This window comes from Pseudomonas sp. Lb2C2 (genome assembly GCF_052112205.1).
In the GTDB taxonomy this organism is placed as follows: Bacteria; Pseudomonadota; Gammaproteobacteria; order Pseudomonadales; family Pseudomonadaceae; genus Aquipseudomonas; species Aquipseudomonas kilonensis.
The window spans coordinates 322,916-341,367 of the sequence record NZ_JAUTYW010000001.1 but is presented as its reverse complement, the minus strand read 5'-3'; the positions used below and the strand labels follow the sequence as shown (position 1 = coordinate 341,367).

The following is an 18,452-nucleotide window of genomic DNA, read 5'->3' as shown; positions in this document are numbered from 1 at the left end:
CCTCGGCTCCTTTGGCCAAACAAAATATCTACGTGTAACTGGATGCAACGAATCGACGCCTCACTGTACGGAACCCGTTTTCGCCATCATATCTTATACGCGCCTTGTTCAATCATTTACATTTTAACTTTCAAAAAGTGCCATGTATGTGCCATGTAGTTGGAGCAACCGGCAGGGCACGCTAGAAGAGCCAGTGGCCACAGTTTTTGCCGGTGTACAGGCGAATTGAAATTTTCGTTTGCCCCCACTCGATAAGTCCCTTACGGGGTGTCGGGTGACTCAAATCGGATATTTTCCTGTCCGACGCCACACGCTGGAACGTGAGAAAAACGCGCATGAGGCCCGGTTCAGAGCGATCAGTTCGTCAATCCGACGAAATACCACTTGATTTTCAGATACCGGATGGTTTTTACTTGCGCCGTTGGTGGAGCCCAACGCCTGATCAGGGCATCGAGTCAGTGACACGGGTCTCGATGCGATGGCAGGTCACCTCACAGGAGCGGGATTTTAATGGAATATGCCTTCGTTACAGGCGCTACTGGCCTGCTCGGGAATAATGTCGTTCGTGCGCTATTAAAACGAAACATCAAAGTAAAAGCGCTGGTTCGTTCTGTAGAGAAAGCCCGAAAACAGTTCGGCAACCTGCCCGTGGAGTTGGTCGAAGGCGACATGCTCAATGTCGATGCTTTCGCCCATGCCCTGCAAGGGTGTGACGCCCTGTTTCATACGGCCGCCTATTTCCGCGACAGTTACAAAGGCGGGAAACATTGGCAAAAACTGTATGACACCAATGTGACCGGTACCGAGCGCTTGTTGCAAGCCGCTTATGACGCCGGTATCCGCCGTGCAGTCCATACCTCTTCCATTGCCGTGTTGAAGGGCAATAGGGATCAAGTGATCGATGAAACCATGTCTCGCAGTGAGTTGGAGGCTGACGATTACTACTTGAGCAAAATATTGTCCGAACAGAAGGTCCAGCAATTCCTGGCACAGCACCCGGACATGTTTATCGCCATGGTCCTGCCAGGGTGGATGTTCGGCCCCGGCGATATCGGCCCCACTTCGTCAGGACAGTTCCTGCTCGACTTTGTCGGACAAAAATTGCCCGGCGTACTCCCCGGAAGCTTTTCCGTTGTCGATGCCCGGGACGTAGCCGAGCATCAAATCGCGGCCATCAGCCGCGGCAGGTCTGGAGAACGTTACCTGGCCGCCGGCAATCACATGGACATGAAGAGCATATTCCAGGCGCTGTCCAGCGTCAGTGGCATAAAAGCCCCGGAGCGAAAAGTGCCCCTGTTCATGCTGCGAATCATCGCGCTTATCTATGAAGGTTACTACCGGATCACCAAAAAACCGGTGCTCATCAGTACCTCCACGGTCAAGCTAATGGAGCAAGAACAAGGCCGGACTCATTTCAGCCATAACAAAAGTTCAAGGGAGTTGGAATGCAAGTTCCGCCCTGTTGCTGAAACCCTGACCGATACCTTGGATTGGTATCGGAATAACAACTACACAGATGCTTAATTGAAACAATTCATATATAGCCTGCCTCTGTAGTACTTTTTTTGACTAGCCATACATCCAAGGATTGAGAGAGGTTGGTAAATGAAAAGCCTTTCATATAAAGAAGGTTTTCTGCATCGTTTTGTCGGTTTTTCGGAATCGTTCCCCGAGCAAGTTGCTATTCGGCATCTAGACACGGAAGAAGATACCGTTACTTACAGCGAGTTGCGAATCAAGGCTGAACAATGCAATGGCGCCCTTACGGCGCTCAGTGTATTGCCTGGCGATAAAGTAGCGCTGGTGCTGCCCAACGGGGTGGCGTTCATCGCTTACTACCTGGCGATCATCGGGCGGGGTGCCATTCCAGTCATCCTCAATTCCAAGTTGACCCCCTTCGAAATGGCCAGTGTCGTCAACCTCGCCAGGCCGACGCTCGTGGTCACGACCGAAACGCTATGGGTACAACACAGTGAGGTGTTCCAGTCTGTTAACAGCGTCAGGCACTCCCTGGTGCTGGACGGCGGGAGCGAACCGTCATCGCCCCTGCCCGCCAACGCAACGGCCATCTCTCAACTGCCTTGCCAGATCGAACCCCTATTGTTGCCCGAGGGCAACCCGATCGTCTCGGTGCAGTTCACCTATCGAGGCATTGGCAGGCCCCTGGCTGTTTCTCACCGCTATCTGGACCTGACGCAATCGAGCGATGGGTTGCATGAGCACTTTCATCGGCAAGGCGTCGGATCCGTTCATCTGGTGACCCTGCCGTTGTATGCCATCTTCGGCCTGTCCGTGATGATGGTGTTTCCCTTGAGCATTGGCGCCACCCTGCTCATGACCAACACCCTGCTTAATCGAGACCTCGCCGAAGTGCTGTCCGAGCATCAGGTCACCTTTGCCTGCCTGGTGCCCGACGTCATTCGCTACTTCAATACGCGCCTGGCCAAGCGCAAAGGCACGCTCTTGCCGTTGCACCCGCAGTTGATGATTTACTCGGGCGGCAGCCACCTGCCGGCCGATGAAGCCGAGAAGCTGGGGAAACTTCTGGGGTGCAATCCGGTGCTGCAAGGCTATGGGTTGACCGAGAGCATGCCGGTGATCGTCCAGAGCTCGATTGGCACGGTCCATCGTGGCGCCATGGGTCAGCCGATCAGCGGTGTGGAGCTGCGAGTCGTCGATGCCCAGGGCCAGGAAGTGGCGCCTGGGCGCATCGGCGAACTGCTGATACGCGGCTCGATGGTGATCGATGGCTACAACGATGCCGAGGACACCAATGCGCGGTTCTTCCGTGACGGCTGGTTCCACAGCGGTGACCTGGTCTGGCGGGACGACGACGGGCATGTGTTTTTCTATTGCCAACGCCTGCGAATCTCGAAGATCAAGGCGCAGATGGTCGACCTGGTGGAAATCGAATCCGTCGCGCTCAAGCACCCTGACGTGTTGCGTGCCAAAGCCTATATCGTCCCGGACCACAAGGAAGTCAACGTGCTGCACCTGTGCGTCGAAGGGACCGGCGAGCTGACCCAGAACGCGCTGTCCACCCTGCTTTCGCGCGACCTATCGGGCTTCAAGCTGCCCAAGACCATCGAGATTATTTCTCTCAAGGAAGAGGCACATGCACGCTAACAGCACACAACCGGTACTGGCCGTTTTCGACTTCGACGGCACATTGACCGATCGGCACACGTTCTGGCGCTACATGCGCTTTATCGTGGGCACCCGTTCGTTCTGGCTGCGGATCATTCCCCTGCTGCCCAAGATGCTCAGCGTGATCGTCGGCATCACCCCGCTGATGCAAGCGCGCCTGGCCTTCATTGCCTGCTACCTGGGCGGCCTGTCGGTGGAGCAAGAGCGCGAGCATGCCAAGTATTTCATCAGCGAGCTGCTGCCGCTCTGGCTCAGGCCCGAGGCGTTGCGGCGGCTGCAATGGCATCAATCCATGGGGCACGTCACGGCGCTGGTCAGCAACTCGCCGGAAAACTACCTGATCCCCTGGGGCCAGGCCGCGGGTTTTGACTATGTGTGCGGCACCCGCCTGGCCACGGCAAAGAACAAACTGACCGGCGGAATATCCGGTACCAACTGTGTAGAGCGAGAGAAAGTCACGCGGCTTAAAGGCTGCTTGAGCAACCTTGATGATTTTTACATTTATGCCTACGGCGATTCATCAGGCGACGATGCCCTGCTCGGCATTGCCAACTCTCCCTTCTACAGAAACTGGTACTGATCGATGAACACTCTGAGCACGTTGGCCCCCAAGCATTTCAAGCGACCTGGCAGCGCCCCGACCGTGATGATCGTCGGCGCCGGCCCTATTGGCCTGTCCCTGGCAATCCTGTTGAAGAAATGGGGCGTGTCGTTTCGCATCATTGAAAGGAACGCCGGCCCCTCGACGGCGACCAAGGCGATGGCCATCCATTCCCGGACCCTGGAAATCTTTCGGGACCTGGGCGTTGCCGAGCAAGCCATCAGCAACGGCTTCACGATCAACCAGTTTTCGGTGCAGTCCAATGCCAAGCGGGTGCTGAACTACAACTTCTCCTACCTGGATGCGACCTATCCCCTGCTCCTGAGCCTGCCACAACCGAAAACGGAGAAAATTCTCCTTGATCGGCTCAAGGAGCTGGGCGCCGAGGTGGAGTGGAACACCGAACTGGTGGACATCGAAAACCTGCCGGGTTCGGTGCGCATGACGCTCAAGCATGCCGACGGCACCGACGAACACTTCACCAGTCGGTGGGTGGCCGCTTGTGACGGTGCTCGCAGTAACATCAGAAAACGCCTGGACATGACCTTCGAAGGTTCGTCCTACGACCGCTTCTTCATGCTCGCCGATGCCGATATCGAATGGTCCGGAAGCAAGGATGAGGGCGCATTCTTCCTGGGTGCGCAGGACGGTTACGTGGCCGTTGCACCGATCAGCGCCCAATCCCGTTATCGGCTGTTCATCGAAATGCCCTACAACCTGCCGCCAGAAGGCGAGCGCCCGTCCTTGAGCCTGGAGAACTTCCAGCGCTTGTGCGAAGGGCGCGGGCAAAAGATGACGCTGTCCAACATTTCATCGACCACCATCGCCTCTTTCCAGCATCGCCGCGTGCAATCGATGCAACAAGGCTCCGTGTTTCTGCTGGGGGACTCGGCGCATATCGGCAGCCCCATTGGTGGGCAGTGGATGAACCTGGGGGTTTCCGAGGCCTATAACCTGGCCTGGAAAATGGCCTATGTCGATCAAGGCCTGGCGGCCCCATCCTTGCTCGACAGCTACAACGAAGAGCGCTATCCGGTTGCCCTGGAAGTCGAGAACACCGCACACCGGCTGACGGGGCTGATAACGGTCCGGCGTCGCGCCCTGGTCTGGCTACGGGACAATGTCCTGCCGCTGTTGAGCAACCGGAAAAAGGTCCAGCGCAAATTGCCGTCGATGATTTCCGGTCATCAGTATCACTATGAAAAGAGTGACTACATTCAAGACTCGCTGACGAAGAAGCAGCGCAAGAACTGGAACAAGAAAGGGAAAAAACCCGAGTTCCAGACCGCACCGCCTCGCGCCGGGCAACTGGCGCCCGATGTCGAACTGTGGCAACTGCAAGGGATGCCAACAAAACGCTTGATCGATTTGTTCCATGGAACATTCACGCTGTTGATTTTCAGCGCCGCCGATCAGTTTTCTCCTTTGCTGCCAGGGCACTACGCGTTGGCCGCGTCGGTGGAAAAGGACTACCCGGGCATCAAGGCCTATTGCGTGATCGACGCCCTGAGCGGCGCCGGTCTGCCGGCGTGGCACTCGACGTTGCTGGACCCCGATTGGCGACTGCACAAGCGCTACCACGCCAAGGAAGGCACGATGATGCTGATTCGTCCTGACGGCTATATCGCTTTCCTCGGTGCCGATGCAATAACGCTGATGACATACCTGAACGTAAGGTCCGGGTTGATCAAAGGCGCCAGAACAACAATATCTTGCGAGACCGAAGCAGTGGAACTCCAACTTTAAGTCGCTCCATGGCTACTGCCAGTTTGATTAATTGATATAAACAAGGCCCTGCCCTGGGCCATGATTTTTGATCTTTCTTACTTAAAGAAATATCGACCGACTTGGTTAGGAGAATCTTATGCGCTTGCAACTTAACGATGTTGTGCAGGAATTCATCGTGTCCAATGGGAGAATAGCCCATAGCTATTTCTCTCTTTCCGAAAAGATCATTGATTCACTGTGCGAATCCAACATCGCCAAAGAATCAATATTGCTGCGGCTCTTGGAACAGGCCGAAACGGTCACTGCGCATTATTTCAATGCTCATCAACAAGTCCTTGAAGGCGTTTATGCCAATGGGATCGAAGCCCCTATCAACAAAAGTGCTCCTGCCCTGGAGCCGGCCCACTCGAATCCGACAATACTGGCCCCGGCGCCCGTCGTCGAAGCCGTCGAACAGCCAACCGCACTCAACTATGGGCAATGGTTGCGCGCCGAAATCAGCTCGGTCACCGGGTTCCAGGCGCAACAGATCGACTTCGATCAGAGCTTCGAGAGCCTGGGGATCGACTCGCTGGGGCTGGTGGATATTTTCGAATCCCTGGCCCAGCACTTCCCGGAAAAGAAAGACCTCACCTCGCAGCTCTTCGATGCCCCGACCCCGACCGCCTTGCTGGCACGGCTTGAAGCCGATCCGCAGGCACCGTCGGTGGATGTCCACGCGTGGGTATTCGACCAGTTGGCGACCATCACCGGTTTTACGGTTGAACAGATCGACCCGACACAAAGTTATGAAAGCCTGGGCCTGGATTCGCTGGTGCAATTGGACTTCCTCGAATCGGTAGTGGCCATGTGGCCGCAACTCAAGGCTCACAGTTCCGAGCTGGCCAACGCCAAGTTCCCAATGGCCACCATTGCCCTGATTCAAGCCGCCCTGGCCGATCCCCAGCCGCAGGCAGCACCTGCCGACGAGCCTTCACCGGCCACGACGGACATCCAAGGGCAGGAGGAAAACCTGCTGCTCAACGCCCTGTCTCCGCTGATCCCGGACACCGCGCAGTCGATCGACATCCAGACGCCGTTCGCCCAACTGGGTCTCAACGGCTTTGCCCGAGAGGCGCTCTGCCAATCCATGGCACAACAGTGCTCTGCCAGCGAGTTTGCCGGTGAAGCGCTGATGTCCCGTCGCACGCCGCAAGATGCCCTGTCGTTGCTCGCCAGACTGAGCTGACCGGCAACGAGCAACAGGAATGGAATCCGGGTGATCGAACAGGTCACCCAGCTTTTTTGGCGATCAGGGAGACAGGGTATGAGTGGCGCAGTAACAACAACGGGCGATTTTTGCTTCAGCGCGATGGCGGGCGAGTTTCCGGGGGCGCCGTCCACGGATGCACTTTGGCAGTTGCTCTCGCACGGGCAGATCGCACCGATCGAATCCATGCCGGCACGCTGGGAACTGGACAAGGCATCGATCTATTCAAGCACGACAGGGGAGAAGGATCGCACCTACCTGGACAGCGCTTTTTGCCTGACCGACGACGCCTCGATCCCATCACGGCACGAAGGACGACAGGTCGCCATCGGCAAGAAAGTGCTCCAGGCGCTGCTCACCCAACTCGCTGGACAAGGCTCGGCGCTGAGCAGGGAACGCACTGCGCTGGTGGTCGCGACATCCTGGAGCGACGAGAGCTATTTTGTCACCGGCGTGTCCGGAAAAACCGACACACCGCAAGGCTTTACACCGGGCGAACAAGTAGCGGAACTGGCGGCGGCCTTTGCCTTGGGCGGGCCGGCGTTATCGGTAGACACCGCGTGCAGTTCGTTCCCCTATGCCTTGGATATGGCCCAGGCGCTGGTCAACAGTGGCCAGGCGGACAACGCGATTGTCATGGCCCTCAACACCGTGCTGCCACCGGCGCTGTTCCTGGGCTTCTCGCAGTTGACGGCCTTTTCCGCCCGCGCGCGCATGGAAGCTTTCGGCCAGGACGCCGACGGCATTGTGCCGGGCGAATGTGCGGTGGCCTTTCTGGTCGAACCGGTTGCCCAGGCCCTGACGGCGCAGCGCCGTCCCCTGGGCGTGCTGCGCGCCTTGGGCATGTCCGCCGACGGCGCCGAAGGCTCGGTGTTTGCGCCGGGCAAACAGGCCCAGTACTCGGCCTACCAACGTGCCTATCGCGGCCTTGATCCACGGGACGTGGACTACATCGAGACCCACGGCACCGGTACACCGCTGGGGGACGCAACGGAGCTGGCCTCGCTGAACAGTTTCTTTGCCCCCCATCGCCCGGACGGCAAGAAAATCACCATCGGCTCGATCAAGTCGGTCATTGGCCATCCCCTGGCCGCTGCCGGCGGTGCTTCGCTCGCCAAGGCGTTGATGATACTGCGCCATAAAGGCATTCCACCGCAGCCTGGTTACCGCCCCAGCACGAAGGTCGACGAGACCTGCCTGCGACTCGCCACCCAGCAGGTACACCCGCTGGAGGAGCGTCAGTCTGCAATCCGCATTGGCATCTCCAGCTTTGGTTTCGGTGGCGCCAACGCGCACCTGGTGGTGGATGAATACATTCCCGCCGACCGCCCTGCCGCGCCCCCGGCGAGCGCCAGCGGCGTGGTACTGCTGAACCTTGCCATTGTCGAGGCTGAAGCAGCGATGGGCAGCCACCGTTCCTTGCAGTCATTCCAGCAGCAACTCGATCAACCCGCCGCACCCTCGGTCATGTTCCCTTATGGGCGCTTCGTTGATTACACCCCGGCGCCCGGTCAACCGTTGCTGGGAAAATTCCTCGCACAGGACCACGTCATCGATATCGATGGCTTTGGCATGGGGCCCAAGCCATTGGCTCATGTCGATCCGTTCAAGCTGTTGATCACCGATCGCGTCAATCATTTGCTGCGACGCTTGCCGGGTGTAGCCGGTTCGCCCGGCACAGCGATGGTCATGTGCTGCAACATGGGTGGCGAGCGCTTCAGCAATGCCTATAGCAGCGCCCACAACTTCTACTCCCGGGCGCAAGGTACGGCACCGGGCGTCGAGGTGACGGACGTGGCAACCATGCTGCCGAACATGTTGTCCGGCTACCCGGCGCAGATTTTTGACTTCAAGGGTTTCCATCAGACCCTGGTCGGCACGGCGGGACTGTTCTGGCAAACCTTGCTGGCCTCGCCGCAATGGTTCAACGACGGCATCACCACGCTGCTGCTCGGCGCGGGACGCTTTTTCAGCGGTGAAATCGAGGTCGAGCGCGCCCGGTGCAGCACGATCACGCAAGGCGAAGGACTGGGGCTGATCGCGCTGCGTCGCTATCAACCGGAGGCCGCTGACAAACCCTTGTTGGTGATCCGTGCGGCGGTCCTCGCCCACGCTGCCGACTCGCTGGAAGAAGCCTGCCGACAGCTGGGCAAAGCGCCGAGCGACTATGCAGACGTTGAGGTCTGTCAGTTGCAGCCTGCTGCGACACCTGCCAGTGGATCACTGCAAGAGATGACCGGTTTCCTGGCTGAAGCCAGTGGCATCGAGACCCTGTTGGCGGTGATGTTGAAGGGCGCGACCCATTCCGTGATCGAGGTACGCGACGCCGGCAAGACGGTGATGTGGTTGTTTACCGAGAAGCTTCGCCAATGGAACCCGACGACAGCCGAAGCCAGTTCGCCCATCAAGCATCCCTTCATGCTGCGCTTTGCCCATTCGTCATCCCACGAACTGCAGCAGGTCATCACGCCTGCCCGGCCTGTCAGCCTGGTCCGCGAACCGCAGAACGATGGCGTCGACGTTCAGCAACTCAGCGACATGCTCACCAGCACCCTGCTCTCCGGGCTGCGGGTGCGGGTTCGCGCCATGGAAAGCCTGTTCGCCCTGCACCGTGGCGACACAACCCAGCGCCCGACGCACTGGCAGCGCAGCGCGGAGCATATCGTGATCGCCAACGCCCAGCGCAGCCCTCAGTCGCTGCATGCCCAGCTCGTGGTGGATGAAGCGCACCCGTACTTCTTCGATCATCCCCTGGATCACATCCCGGGCATTTTGTTGCTCGAGGGGGTGCTGCAATTGATCGAACTGGCCATGCCGCCTCTGAGCGGACGGGTCGCCTACATCAAGAGCCTGACGATCAAGTTCCAGCAATATGTGCAGAAGCAGGGCGTGATCGATCTGCATGTCGAGCAAGGCCAGGATCCCCAGGTGTTCAATGCCAAGGTCATGCAAGGTGCAAAAGTGATGTGCACCTGCGTCCTGGGGATGGGCTACAGCTCGGCGTTCGAGACATTGCCCGCCAGCGAATTCACCGCCACGCCCTGCCGTAACAAGGCTCTGTTGCACAAGGCCAGGGAGGAGAACGTCATCGTCAGTGACATGAGCAGCGTCGCCCAGGGTCTGAGCGTGGACACGGTGAAGCTGCCGCCGGAACACTTCTTCCAGGCCGGTGATCCCGAGCACTATTCGATGGTGTATTTCCTCGAAGTCGCTCGCCAGTGCTACATGCAGATCGCCCACAGCCACCTGCGGATTCCACTCAATACCCCGATGAATCTGCTGGCCTTGAGCTTCACCCTCGATCGCCCCATCCCCAGGAACAGCCCGCTCTCATTGGCGCCGCAAGCCGGCTTTGATGCGGCGCTCCAGGCATTCAAGACCAACCGCATCTATATCGACCTGTTCAACCGGGGCGAAAAAATCGGTCAAGCGAGCATTACCGCTCAGGTGCTGAGTCAATCCGCACCGGCGGCCTGAGCATTGAATGGATCTGCCCTCCAGCATGACCGTGCCCCCCACAACCAAGGTGTCGCCGTGAACGATGTCAAAGTGCAAGTCATAGTCAAATCGCCTCCTTCTGAAATCTGGAAGATCTGGAGCAATTTTGCAGAAGCGCCGCTATGGGATACCGACGTCCGCCAGTGTCAACTCGACGGCCCGTTCCAGGTGGGGACGCGCGGCAAATGTGTGCTCAAGAATGGCTTGAACATGCCACTGAAACTGGAAGCCGTGAGCCTGCACGAAAGCTATCGCAACAGCGCACGGCTGCTGTGGATCGACCTCGAATTCGATCACCAGATGCGCAGGATTTCTCCCGATGAAACCCATGTCATCCATAGCGCGAAGATTTCCGGCCCGCTGAGCTTCCTCTACCGCGGGCTGCTGCGCAAAGCGTTGACTGCAGCGATGACCACGGCACTGGACAACCTGTGCACGCTGGCAGAACAACGGGCCATCGGCGCCCCGGGGCACGGGAAAACCGCGACGCCTTTGCACCTCGTATGAATACCTCCCGGCAGGAGGCGCGCTGAACGCGCCTTCCCGGACTCGCTTCGCCTACTTATCGATAACAGCACATTTCGGATCTAGCATGAACCTACAAAAAAACACCCAGTATCTTGTCATGGGCATCATTGGCCTGGGTGTCATCGCCCCAGCATCGAGCTTCGCCGACACACTTGGCCCTTATGTCAGTGGCATGGGCGGGGTGAACTGGGTCGCTGAGCAGGACCTGACCCAGAACAACCTCGACTTCGTCGAGATGGAATACAATCAACCGCTGCACTCGGGCTACGCTACCGGGCTGGCACTTGGCTGGCGGTTCCCGGTCGGGCTACGGCCCGAGGTGGAGCTGAGCTACCGCCGCAACACCATGGACCAGTTCAATAACCGGGTCTACGAAGGCGGCACCAGCATCGAGGGCAAAGGCGAAGAGCAAGCCAGCAGCCTCATGGCCAACCTCTGGTATGACGTCTCGAACCTGCCGGCCCCCTTGAGCCGCTTCACACCTTATGTAGGCGGTGGCCTGGGCTACGCCGTGCTGACCATCAAGGGCCTGGAAGCTGGCGGCGTCGAGTTCGGCGGCACCCATCGCGACACCGTTACAGCCTGGCAACTCGGCGCCGGCGTCGCTTACGAACTCAGCGAACATTGGTCCATGTCCCTGGATTATCGCTACTTCAAGACCGGCGAAGCGAACTTCGGCAAGATCCAGGGCCTGCCCCAGGCCGATGTGAAAACGGAGTACAACGCACAGACCGTGATGCTCGGTTTGCGGTACTGGCTGTAAGCGCTGGACGGATCGGCGCCTGGCCTTTGACAGGCGCCGATTTATCATCCCGACTAACGCAAGGTACCTGGCCAGCCCCTGCTGGGGACGTTCAGCGCACGGATTCGCGAAGAAACATGAATGCGCAAGGTGAAGGGAGATGTTCCAGCAACACCATCATCCCCTCTCGGAACAGCGGATGTGCGTCTGCCACGATAATCCGGCAAATCTTCTGACTCGAACGCGTCGTTCATCGCGCCTCATACTGCATCTTGACGACTTCAGTGATTCGCTGCGCAACACCATTGGCCGGCGGCGTGACTGATCGGATCGACTGGCCACGGTAAGGCCCCTCCGCGGGAAACCAATTCTGCACAACGACCACGTTTTTCGGCTGCGTGGCGGAAGCCGAACCCGTAGAGATTTCATTGGTGAACTTGCAGGTATCAAACGTACCGAGGGCCGTCTTGATCGTTTCACGACCGTTATAAGTCAGCTTCTCGACGACATCGAACTCGATGGTTGCCCCGGCGCTCACGGCTTTGGTTGTGTAGCTGACGGTGACGGTCTGCCCAGGTTGCAGGTCAATCGATGTGGAAGCAGGAGGCTGGTAGGTGGTGGTCACCAACGATGCCCCGGCGCCATGGCGATCACCGTAACGAATCAGTCGACCGTCCTTGATCTCGGCGAAGGTTGTCGTCAGGAAGAACGGCACGTTATTCAAGAACGACGTGTGCGCCGAAGCCACCGGATTGGCGCCGGCAAATGCCTCGCGCCCCAACGCCTCGGTTTTGCCGCGACTGATGGCCGACGACAGGTTGTCACGGCTTTCATACTCCACCACTGTCCCGGCCTGAAAGTCCGCTTCGTTGGTGCAAGCAGCAGAAGACGTTGCACTGGCGGTCGATGCCGATGCGCTGGCGACAAGGGCCGAGGCGGTGAACGCTGTTGCCAGGCGTTTGCGCCAAGCCGGATTGACGTTGGACTTTTTGGCAGGTGTACTTTTCAAAAAACAGATCCTTGTCCCAATGTGCTCGTTGCGATCGATCGAAAAACCGATAACGCTCATAGGTTATGGGACGAGCGCCGAGCGGCGCTATAGCGCAAGTGTGCTATAGGCTTTGTTCTTGTCTGGAGGGGGGTAATGATCAAGGCTACCGAAACACTGAATTCAATGATTATCCTGCGTGAATCGAATTTCTAGATCGAAAGTACAAAGCGGCATCCACCCTCGATGTCCTCGCTACCCGACAGCGTTCCAGGCACAAACCCGCACCGCTCAAGGACTTTCCTTGAGCCGCCATTGTTCTCATAGACATAAGCCACCAGTTGCGTCAGGCCCCAACGCATCCGCGCCGCGTGGATCAGGTGTTTCAGGGCCAACGTTGCCAGCCCTTGCCCGCAAACACGTTGATCAATGCGATAGCCCACCTCGGCGCAACCGTGTGGTGAATGGATGCCTTTCAAATTTGCGCGCCCCACTATTCTCCCGCTGGAATCTTCGATCACAAAGGGGGGGGCTGCTGCGCAGCCCAGCGGGAGCAAGCTCCCTCGCCACAGAAGCGGCGCCGGTGCTTCCGTTGGGATAGATCGACGGAACAGCCGAGGGGCTTTTGTGGCGAGGGGATTTATCCCCGCTGGGCTGCGCAGCAGCCCCAAAAGGCTGAATGCGGTCTGCCTGAAACATCACAGGGCCTGACTTCAGGGCCGCTTCGCGCCCCAGCGGGGCGGTGCGACGTTTCGCTAAATCCCCTCGCCACAGTGTGTGTCTATGCAGGTAGATGACTCACGCCTCCCCCAAGCCAAAAACAACTCCGTGGCGAGGGAGCTTGCTCCCGCTGGGCTGCGCAGCAGCCCCAAAAAGGCTGAATGCAGTCAACCTGAAACACCGCCGTGTCTGGGTTTAGGGGCGCTGCGCGCCCCAACGGGAGCAAGCTCCCTCGCCACGGGTTATCTATTTGACGCGGACATAAACGAAAAATGCTCCGTACCTTTCGATACGGAGCATTTCTTCAAGACCCCCACTGATTGCCAGGTATTCATGCCTGGTTCAATCGCCTGCAGAATTCAGAGGAATTCTGCAGTTCCTATCGGGGAGTCGGAACAGAACCTGCCTGGAGTCCTTCAGGCATTTTGGTTCCAGGGACGGTCTCCATGCTCGTCCTTGATGCGCGTCGGCAAGCCCATCACATCCAACGCCTTGAGGAACGCCTCGGCGGGCAGCTCCTCGACGTTGACCATGCGCTGCACGTCCCACTCGCCACGGGCCACCAGCAAGGCTGCGGCCACGGGTGGCACGCCTGCGGTATAGGAAATGCCCTGGCTGTCGGTTTCGGCGTAGGCGTCCTCGTGGTCGGCCACGTTGTAGATGAACATCTCGCGCGGCTGGCCATCCTTGACGCCCTTGACCAGGTCGCCGATGCAGGTCTTGCCGGTGTAGCCCGGCGCCAGCGAACTCGGATCAGGCAGCACGGCCTTGACCACTTTCAGCGGCACGACTTCCAGGCCCTCGGCGGTCTTGACCGGTTGCTCGGAGAGCAGGCCGAGGTTCTTCAGTACGGTGAACACGTTGATGTAGTGCTCACCGAAGCTCATCCAGAAACGCACGTTAGGCACGTCGAGGTTCTTCGACAGCGAGTGCACTTCGTCATGGCCGGTGAGGTACAAGTTCTGCGAGCCCACGACCGGCAGGTCGTCGGTGCGCTTGACCTCGAACATGGTGTTGCTGGTCCACTGGCTGTCCTGCCAACTCCACACCTGTCCGGTGAATTCGCGGAAATTGATTTCCGGGTCGAAATTGGTGGCGAAATATTTGCCATGGGAGCCGGCATTGACGTCGAGAATATCGATCGAATCAATGCGGTCGAAATGCTGTTGTTGCGCCAGTGCCGCATAGGCATTGACCACACCCGGGTCGAAGCCCACGCCGAGAATGGCGGTGATGTTCTTTTCCTGGCATTCCTGGAGGTGGTTCCACTCGTAGTTGCCGTACCAGGGCGGCGTCTCGCAGACCTTGCCCGGTTCTTCGTGGATGGCGGTATCCAGGTAGGCCACGCCGGTATCGATGCAGGCACGCAGCACCGACATGTTGAGAAAGGCAGAGCCGACGTTGATGACGATCTGCGACTCGGTTTCGCGAATCAGCGCCTTGGTCGCTTCGACATCCAGAGCGTTCAGTGCAAAGGCCTTGATGTCGGCGGGTTGCTTGAGGCTACCCTTGGCCTTGACGCTGTCGATGATGGCCTGGCATTTGGAGATGTTGCGCGACGCGATAGCAATACGACCGAGTTCGTCGTTGTGCTGCGCGCACTTGTGGGCCACCACCTTGGCGACACCTCCTGCACCAATGATAAGTACGTTCTTCTTCAATTTCTTCATTTCTCCTTCCGCCAGCTCAAGACAGGCTGGACAGATAGTCGTCGTAAACAAACTCGCGAACCACCTCGACGCTGCCGTCGAGCTGCTTCACTACGATGGACGGCATTTTCAGGCCGTTGAACCAGTTTTTCTTGACCATGGTGTAGCCCGCTGCGTCGATGAACGACAGCCGATCGCCGATGGACAGCGGACGATCGAATTGGTACTCGCCGAAAATATCTCCGGCCAGGCAGGATTTGCCGCACACCATGTAGGTGTGTTCGCCCTCGCTCGGTGCCAGCTTGGCGTCCAGGCGATAGATCAGCAGATCGAGCATGTGCGCCTCGATGGAACTGTCCACTACAGCCAGGTGCTTGCCGTTATAGAGAGTGTCGAGCACGGTGACTTCCAGCGATGCACTCTGGGTGATCGCGGCCTCGCCCGGCTCCAGGTAGACCTGCACGCCATATTTTTGCGAGAAGGCTTTGAGCCGTGCGCAGAAGGCGTCCAGGGCGTAGCCCTCGCCGGTGAAATGGATGCCGCCACCGAGGCTGACCCACTCGACCTTATGCAGCAAGTGACCAAAGCGCTCTTCGATAGTGCCCAGCATCTGGTCGAACAAACCGAAATCGCCGTTCTCGCAGTTGTTGTGGAACATGAAGCCGGAGATATGCTCGATGACTTGCTCGATTTTCACCGGATCCCATTCACCCAGGCGGCTGAACGGTCGCGCCGGGTCGGCCAGCAGGTAATCGGAGCTGCTCACTTGCGGATTGACCCGCAGGCCACGGACCTTGCCGGTCGAAGCCTCGGTGTAGCGCTGCAACTGGCCAATGGAGTTGAAGATGATCTTGTCGCAGTTGGCGAGCATCTCTTCGATTTCATCGTCAGCCCAGGCCACGCTGTAGGCGTGGGTCTCGCCAGCGAACTTCTGCCGGCCGAGCTTGAGTTCGTAAAGCGACGACGACGTGGTGCCGTCCATGTACTGCTGCATCAGGTCGAACACCGACCAGGTGGCGAAGCACTTGAGCGCCAACAAGGCCTTGGCCCCGGACTGCTCACGCACATAGGCGATCTTCTGCATGTTCGCCAGCAGCTTTTGTTTGTCGATAAGGTAGTACGGCGTTTTGATCATTTTCGAGGCCTCCGGGCAAGGCGAGCCAAAAAAGGATGCGCATTGTGCCTTCACTGACTGCAGATCGAAAGAGCGAAAAGCCCCGTTCACGCAATCATCCTGATCCAGGCCCACGCTTTGCGATAACCGGACGTACCGGCGGCCCAGGCGATGAAATGCTGGATGATCTGGCAAGGAAGGGGTCACCGAAGAGGCGCTGATGCTCGAAACTTGACCGTCGTTGATAAACGGCAACCGTCCGTGATCAGTGTTGATGCATCAGGCCATGAAGAACGCCGAACCTCAGGCCGGGCTCGGAAGCAATCATCTGCGAGATACCGAAAACCTTGAACGCCGCCAGCATGATCGCCAGGCCACCGGGCAGGATGCCCAGGCGATGGCTCTGCAAACCAGCCAATCTGAGCTGGTCGACATGGCCGACCTCCAACAGTCGCAACGACAAACGCAACAACCCACTGTAGGTAATGCCGCCTCGCCCGAAATCGTTGAGGCCATTGGCCTTGAGCACTTTGGCCAACATCCGCGCCGTACCGGAAGAACCGATCGCCTGCTGCCAGCCCTGGGCGCGATAACCAGCCGCCACTTTTTCAAACTGCAGCACAGCCACTCGCTCAGCCTCCAACAAGGCCTGAGCGGTGATGCATCCACCCGGAAAGTAACGCGCGCCAAAGGTGCCACTGCCAATAGCGATGCTTTCCGTCACTAGCGGTTGAGCGCCCTGCCCCAGAATCAGTTCGGTCGAGCCGCCGCCGATGTCCACCACCAGCCGCGTGTGCTCGACACCGGGCACCGTGTGGGCAACACCGGCGTACACCAGCCGGGCTTCTTCATGCCCGGACAGCACGTCGATCCGAAACCCCAGGTGCCGCTCGGCACTAGCCAGGAACAACTGGGCATTCGCCGCTTCGCGCACGGCACTGGTCGCCACCGCCCGCACCCGTCCGGCTTCAAAGCCACGCAGTTTTTTGCCGAATCGAGCGAGCGCCTGCCAGCCCCGATCCAGCGCCAACTCGTCCAAAGCCCCGGCCTGCAGGCCCTCGGCCAATCGGACCGGCTCACGCAGGGTCTTCACTTCCTGGATCACCAACTGTCGATTGCGCCTGACCGACTGGCCAATCATCAGGCGGAAGGCGTTAGAGCCCAGGTCAATGGCCGCGAACAGGGGGGCGTCGCCTTTCATAGCGGTGTTCCTTGATTCATCAGCCAGCAGGCACAAGCGCCGCCGGACTTCCCACGATGGTTTGCGAGGATCCTGCCACGGCTTCGATGACACCTGGATGACACCCCTGGCGCTCGACCATGAAAAAACAGACGCGTGCCGGCGAAATTTCGGGTGAGCCCCGCGCCTTCGAGCGTAATCGATAAAACCTGATCGTGCTGGCATCCTCCCACAGATAAACGTTTTAGCCGGGGGAAAGCGCGTGAAGCACAGATGACGGTCACCACTATGTAACAAAATGCAACTAGCGTGGATGGCGCCTCCACGACCGAGTTTTCCATCATGCTTTCAACCCAGGACACCTTGGTACAACGCATCCACCGTGAACTGCTCGATCACAGTGACGAAGAACTGGAGCTGGAGTTATCCGAAGACGGGCATGACTTGAACGACTTGTTCGATGAGCACTCCCCGGATAGCAGCGAGAAGGAAATCCGCCGACGGTATTTCAGCGAACTGTTCCGCCTTCAAGGCGAATTGGTGAAGCTGCAAAGCTGGGTGGTCAAGACCGGGCACAAGGTCGTGATCCTCTTCGAAGGACGCGACGCTGCCGGCAAGGGTGGTGTGATCAAGCGCATCACCCAGCGACTCAATCCCCGGGTCTGTCGCGTTGCGGCCCTGCCCGCCCCCAACGACCGCGAACGGACCCAATGGTACTTCCAGCGCTACGTTTCGCACCTGCCAGCGGCGGGTGAAATCGTGCTGTTCGACCGCAGCTGGTACAACCGCGCCGGCGTCGAACAAGTCATGGGGTTCTGCACCGCCGACCAGTACGAGGAGTTTTTTCGTACCGTGCCGGAATTCGAGCGGATGCTCGCCCGCTCCGGCATCCAGTTGATCAAGTACTGGTTCTCCATTTCCGACCAGGAACAGCACCTGCGCTTTCTCAGTCGCATCCATGACCCGCTCAAGCAATGGAAGCTCAGCCCCATGGACCTGGAGTCCCGTCGACGCTGGGAGGCCTATACCAAGGCCAAGGAAATCATGCTCGAACGCACGCACATCAGCGAGGCCCCTTGGTGGGTGGTGCACGCCGACGACAAGAAAAAAGCCCGGCTCAACTGCATCCATCACCTGCTTGGGCAAATGCCCTATGAAGAGGTGCAACTGCCGGCCATCGAACTGCCGCAGCGGGTACGACAGCAAGACTACTCCCGCAGTCCGACGCCACCGGAGCTCATCGTGCCCCGGGTCTATTAAGGCCGGCCAGGCAGGGACGCCCGGCACCGAGCCTCTCACTTCCACCGC

13 protein-coding genes and 1 pseudogene are annotated in these 18,452 nt (G+C 58.7%); 9 read left to right on the top strand and 5 right to left on the bottom strand.

Features of this window, described 5'->3' with window-relative positions; genetic code table 11:
• The first annotated feature begins 510 nt into the window (after positions 1 to 510).
• From Q7F16_RS01460 to Q7F16_RS01425, 8 genes are all read left to right on the top strand, one after another.
• Positions 511 to 1,524, top strand: coding sequence for an SDR family oxidoreductase (locus Q7F16_RS01460; RefSeq protein ID WP_014338495.1), 1,014 nt, complete (start codon positions 511 to 513; stop codon positions 1,522 to 1,524).
• Between the two features lie 81 nt (positions 1,525 to 1,605).
• Positions 1,606 to 3,126 (top strand): class I adenylate-forming enzyme family protein, encoded by a 1,521-nt coding sequence (locus tag Q7F16_RS01455; protein WP_409555465.1) that lies wholly within the window; start codon positions 1,606 to 1,608, stop codon positions 3,124 to 3,126.
• A complete protein-coding gene (locus Q7F16_RS01450; protein WP_003201018.1) occupies positions 3,116 to 3,727 on the top strand; it encodes an HAD-IB family hydrolase in 612 nt (203 codons plus the stop codon). The genes Q7F16_RS01455 and Q7F16_RS01450 overlap by 11 nt, the downstream gene beginning before the upstream one ends.
• Before the next feature lie 3 nt (positions 3,728 to 3,730).
• Positions 3,731 to 5,494, top strand: coding sequence for an FAD-dependent monooxygenase (locus Q7F16_RS01445; protein WP_046062185.1), 1,764 nt, complete (start codon positions 3,731 to 3,733; stop codon positions 5,492 to 5,494).
• Positions 5,495 to 5,612: 118 nt separating this feature from the next.
• The gene (locus Q7F16_RS01440; RefSeq protein ID WP_409555464.1) at positions 5,613 to 6,704 is read left to right on the top strand and encodes an acyl carrier protein; all 1,092 of its coding nucleotides are present in this window, start codon (positions 5,613 to 5,615) and stop codon (positions 6,702 to 6,704) included.
• A gap of 78 nt (positions 6,705 to 6,782) precedes the next feature.
• Entirely contained in the window at positions 6,783 to 10,202 is a 3,420-nt protein-coding gene (locus tag Q7F16_RS01435; protein WP_046062183.1) for a polyketide synthase family protein, read from the top strand.
• A gap of 57 nt (positions 10,203 to 10,259) precedes the next feature.
• Complete coding sequence (locus Q7F16_RS01430; protein ID WP_046062182.1) at positions 10,260 to 10,730, top strand: SRPBCC family protein; 471 nt, start codon at positions 10,260 to 10,262, stop codon at positions 10,728 to 10,730.
• Between the two features lie 85 nt (positions 10,731 to 10,815).
• Complete coding sequence (locus Q7F16_RS01425) at positions 10,816 to 11,514, top strand: outer membrane protein (RefSeq protein WP_409555463.1); 699 nt, start codon at positions 10,816 to 10,818, stop codon at positions 11,512 to 11,514.
• Positions 11,515 to 11,743: 229 nt separating this feature from the next.
• Here Q7F16_RS01425 and Q7F16_RS01420 read toward each other — a convergent pair whose 3' ends face one another.
• From Q7F16_RS01420 to Q7F16_RS01400, 5 genes and pseudogenes are all read right to left on the bottom strand, one after another.
• Positions 11,744 to 12,562 (bottom strand): hypothetical protein, encoded by an 819-nt coding sequence (locus tag Q7F16_RS01420; RefSeq protein ID WP_409555462.1) that lies wholly within the window; start codon positions 12,560 to 12,562, stop codon positions 11,744 to 11,746.
• Positions 12,563 to 12,693: 131 nt separating this feature from the next.
• Positions 12,694 to 13,008, bottom strand: a pseudogene (locus Q7F16_RS01415) (GNAT family N-acetyltransferase); the annotation flags it as partial.
• A gap of 609 nt (positions 13,009 to 13,617) precedes the next feature.
• A complete protein-coding gene (locus Q7F16_RS01410) occupies positions 13,618 to 14,862 on the bottom strand; it encodes a saccharopine dehydrogenase family protein (RefSeq protein WP_409555611.1) in 1,245 nt (414 codons plus the stop codon).
• 25 nt (positions 14,863 to 14,887) lie between these two features.
• Positions 14,888 to 15,985, bottom strand: coding sequence for a carboxynorspermidine decarboxylase (locus Q7F16_RS01405; RefSeq protein ID WP_046062175.1), 1,098 nt, complete (start codon positions 15,983 to 15,985; stop codon positions 14,888 to 14,890).
• A gap of 244 nt (positions 15,986 to 16,229) precedes the next feature.
• Entirely contained in the window at positions 16,230 to 17,165 is a 936-nt protein-coding gene (locus Q7F16_RS01400) for a Ppx/GppA phosphatase family protein (RefSeq protein ID WP_409555461.1), read from the bottom strand.
• Positions 17,166 to 17,486: 321 nt separating this feature from the next.
• Here Q7F16_RS01400 and ppk2 point away from each other — a divergent pair, with 321 nt between their 5' ends.
• Positions 17,487 to 18,404, top strand: coding sequence for a polyphosphate kinase 2 (gene ppk2, locus Q7F16_RS01395; protein WP_046062466.1), 918 nt, complete (start codon positions 17,487 to 17,489; stop codon positions 18,402 to 18,404).
• The last annotated feature ends 48 nt before the right edge of the window (positions 18,405 to 18,452 follow it).

Bases quoted from the DNA above. Each gene is read 5' to 3' on its own strand.
- Q7F16_RS01440 (WP_409555464.1), top strand. From the start codon at position 5,613: ATGCGCTTGCAACTTAACGATGTTGTGCAGGAATTCATCGTGTCCAAT.
- Q7F16_RS01420 (WP_409555462.1), bottom strand. From the start codon at position 12,562: ATGAGCGTTATCGGTTTTTCGATCGATCGCAACGAGCACATTGGGACA.
- Q7F16_RS01425 (WP_409555463.1), top strand. From the start codon at position 10,816: ATGAACCTACAAAAAAACACCCAGTATCTTGTCATGGGCATCATTGGC.
- Q7F16_RS01405 (WP_046062175.1), bottom strand. From the start codon at position 15,985: ATGATCAAAACGCCGTACTACCTTATCGACAAACAAAAGCTGCTGGCG.
- Q7F16_RS01450 (WP_003201018.1), top strand. From the start codon at position 3,116: ATGCACGCTAACAGCACACAACCGGTACTGGCCGTTTTCGACTTCGAC.
- ppk2 (WP_046062466.1), top strand. From the start codon at position 17,487: ATGCTTTCAACCCAGGACACCTTGGTACAACGCATCCACCGTGAACTG.
- Q7F16_RS01460 (WP_014338495.1), top strand. From the start codon at position 511: ATGGAATATGCCTTCGTTACAGGCGCTACTGGCCTGCTCGGGAATAAT.
- Q7F16_RS01455 (WP_409555465.1), top strand. From the start codon at position 1,606: ATGAAAAGCCTTTCATATAAAGAAGGTTTTCTGCATCGTTTTGTCGGT.
- Q7F16_RS01445 (WP_046062185.1), top strand. From the start codon at position 3,731: ATGAACACTCTGAGCACGTTGGCCCCCAAGCATTTCAAGCGACCTGGC.
- Q7F16_RS01435 (WP_046062183.1), top strand. From the start codon at position 6,783: ATGAGTGGCGCAGTAACAACAACGGGCGATTTTTGCTTCAGCGCGATG.
- Q7F16_RS01400 (WP_409555461.1), bottom strand. From the start codon at position 17,165: ATGAAAGGCGACGCCCCCCTGTTCGCGGCCATTGACCTGGGCTCTAAC.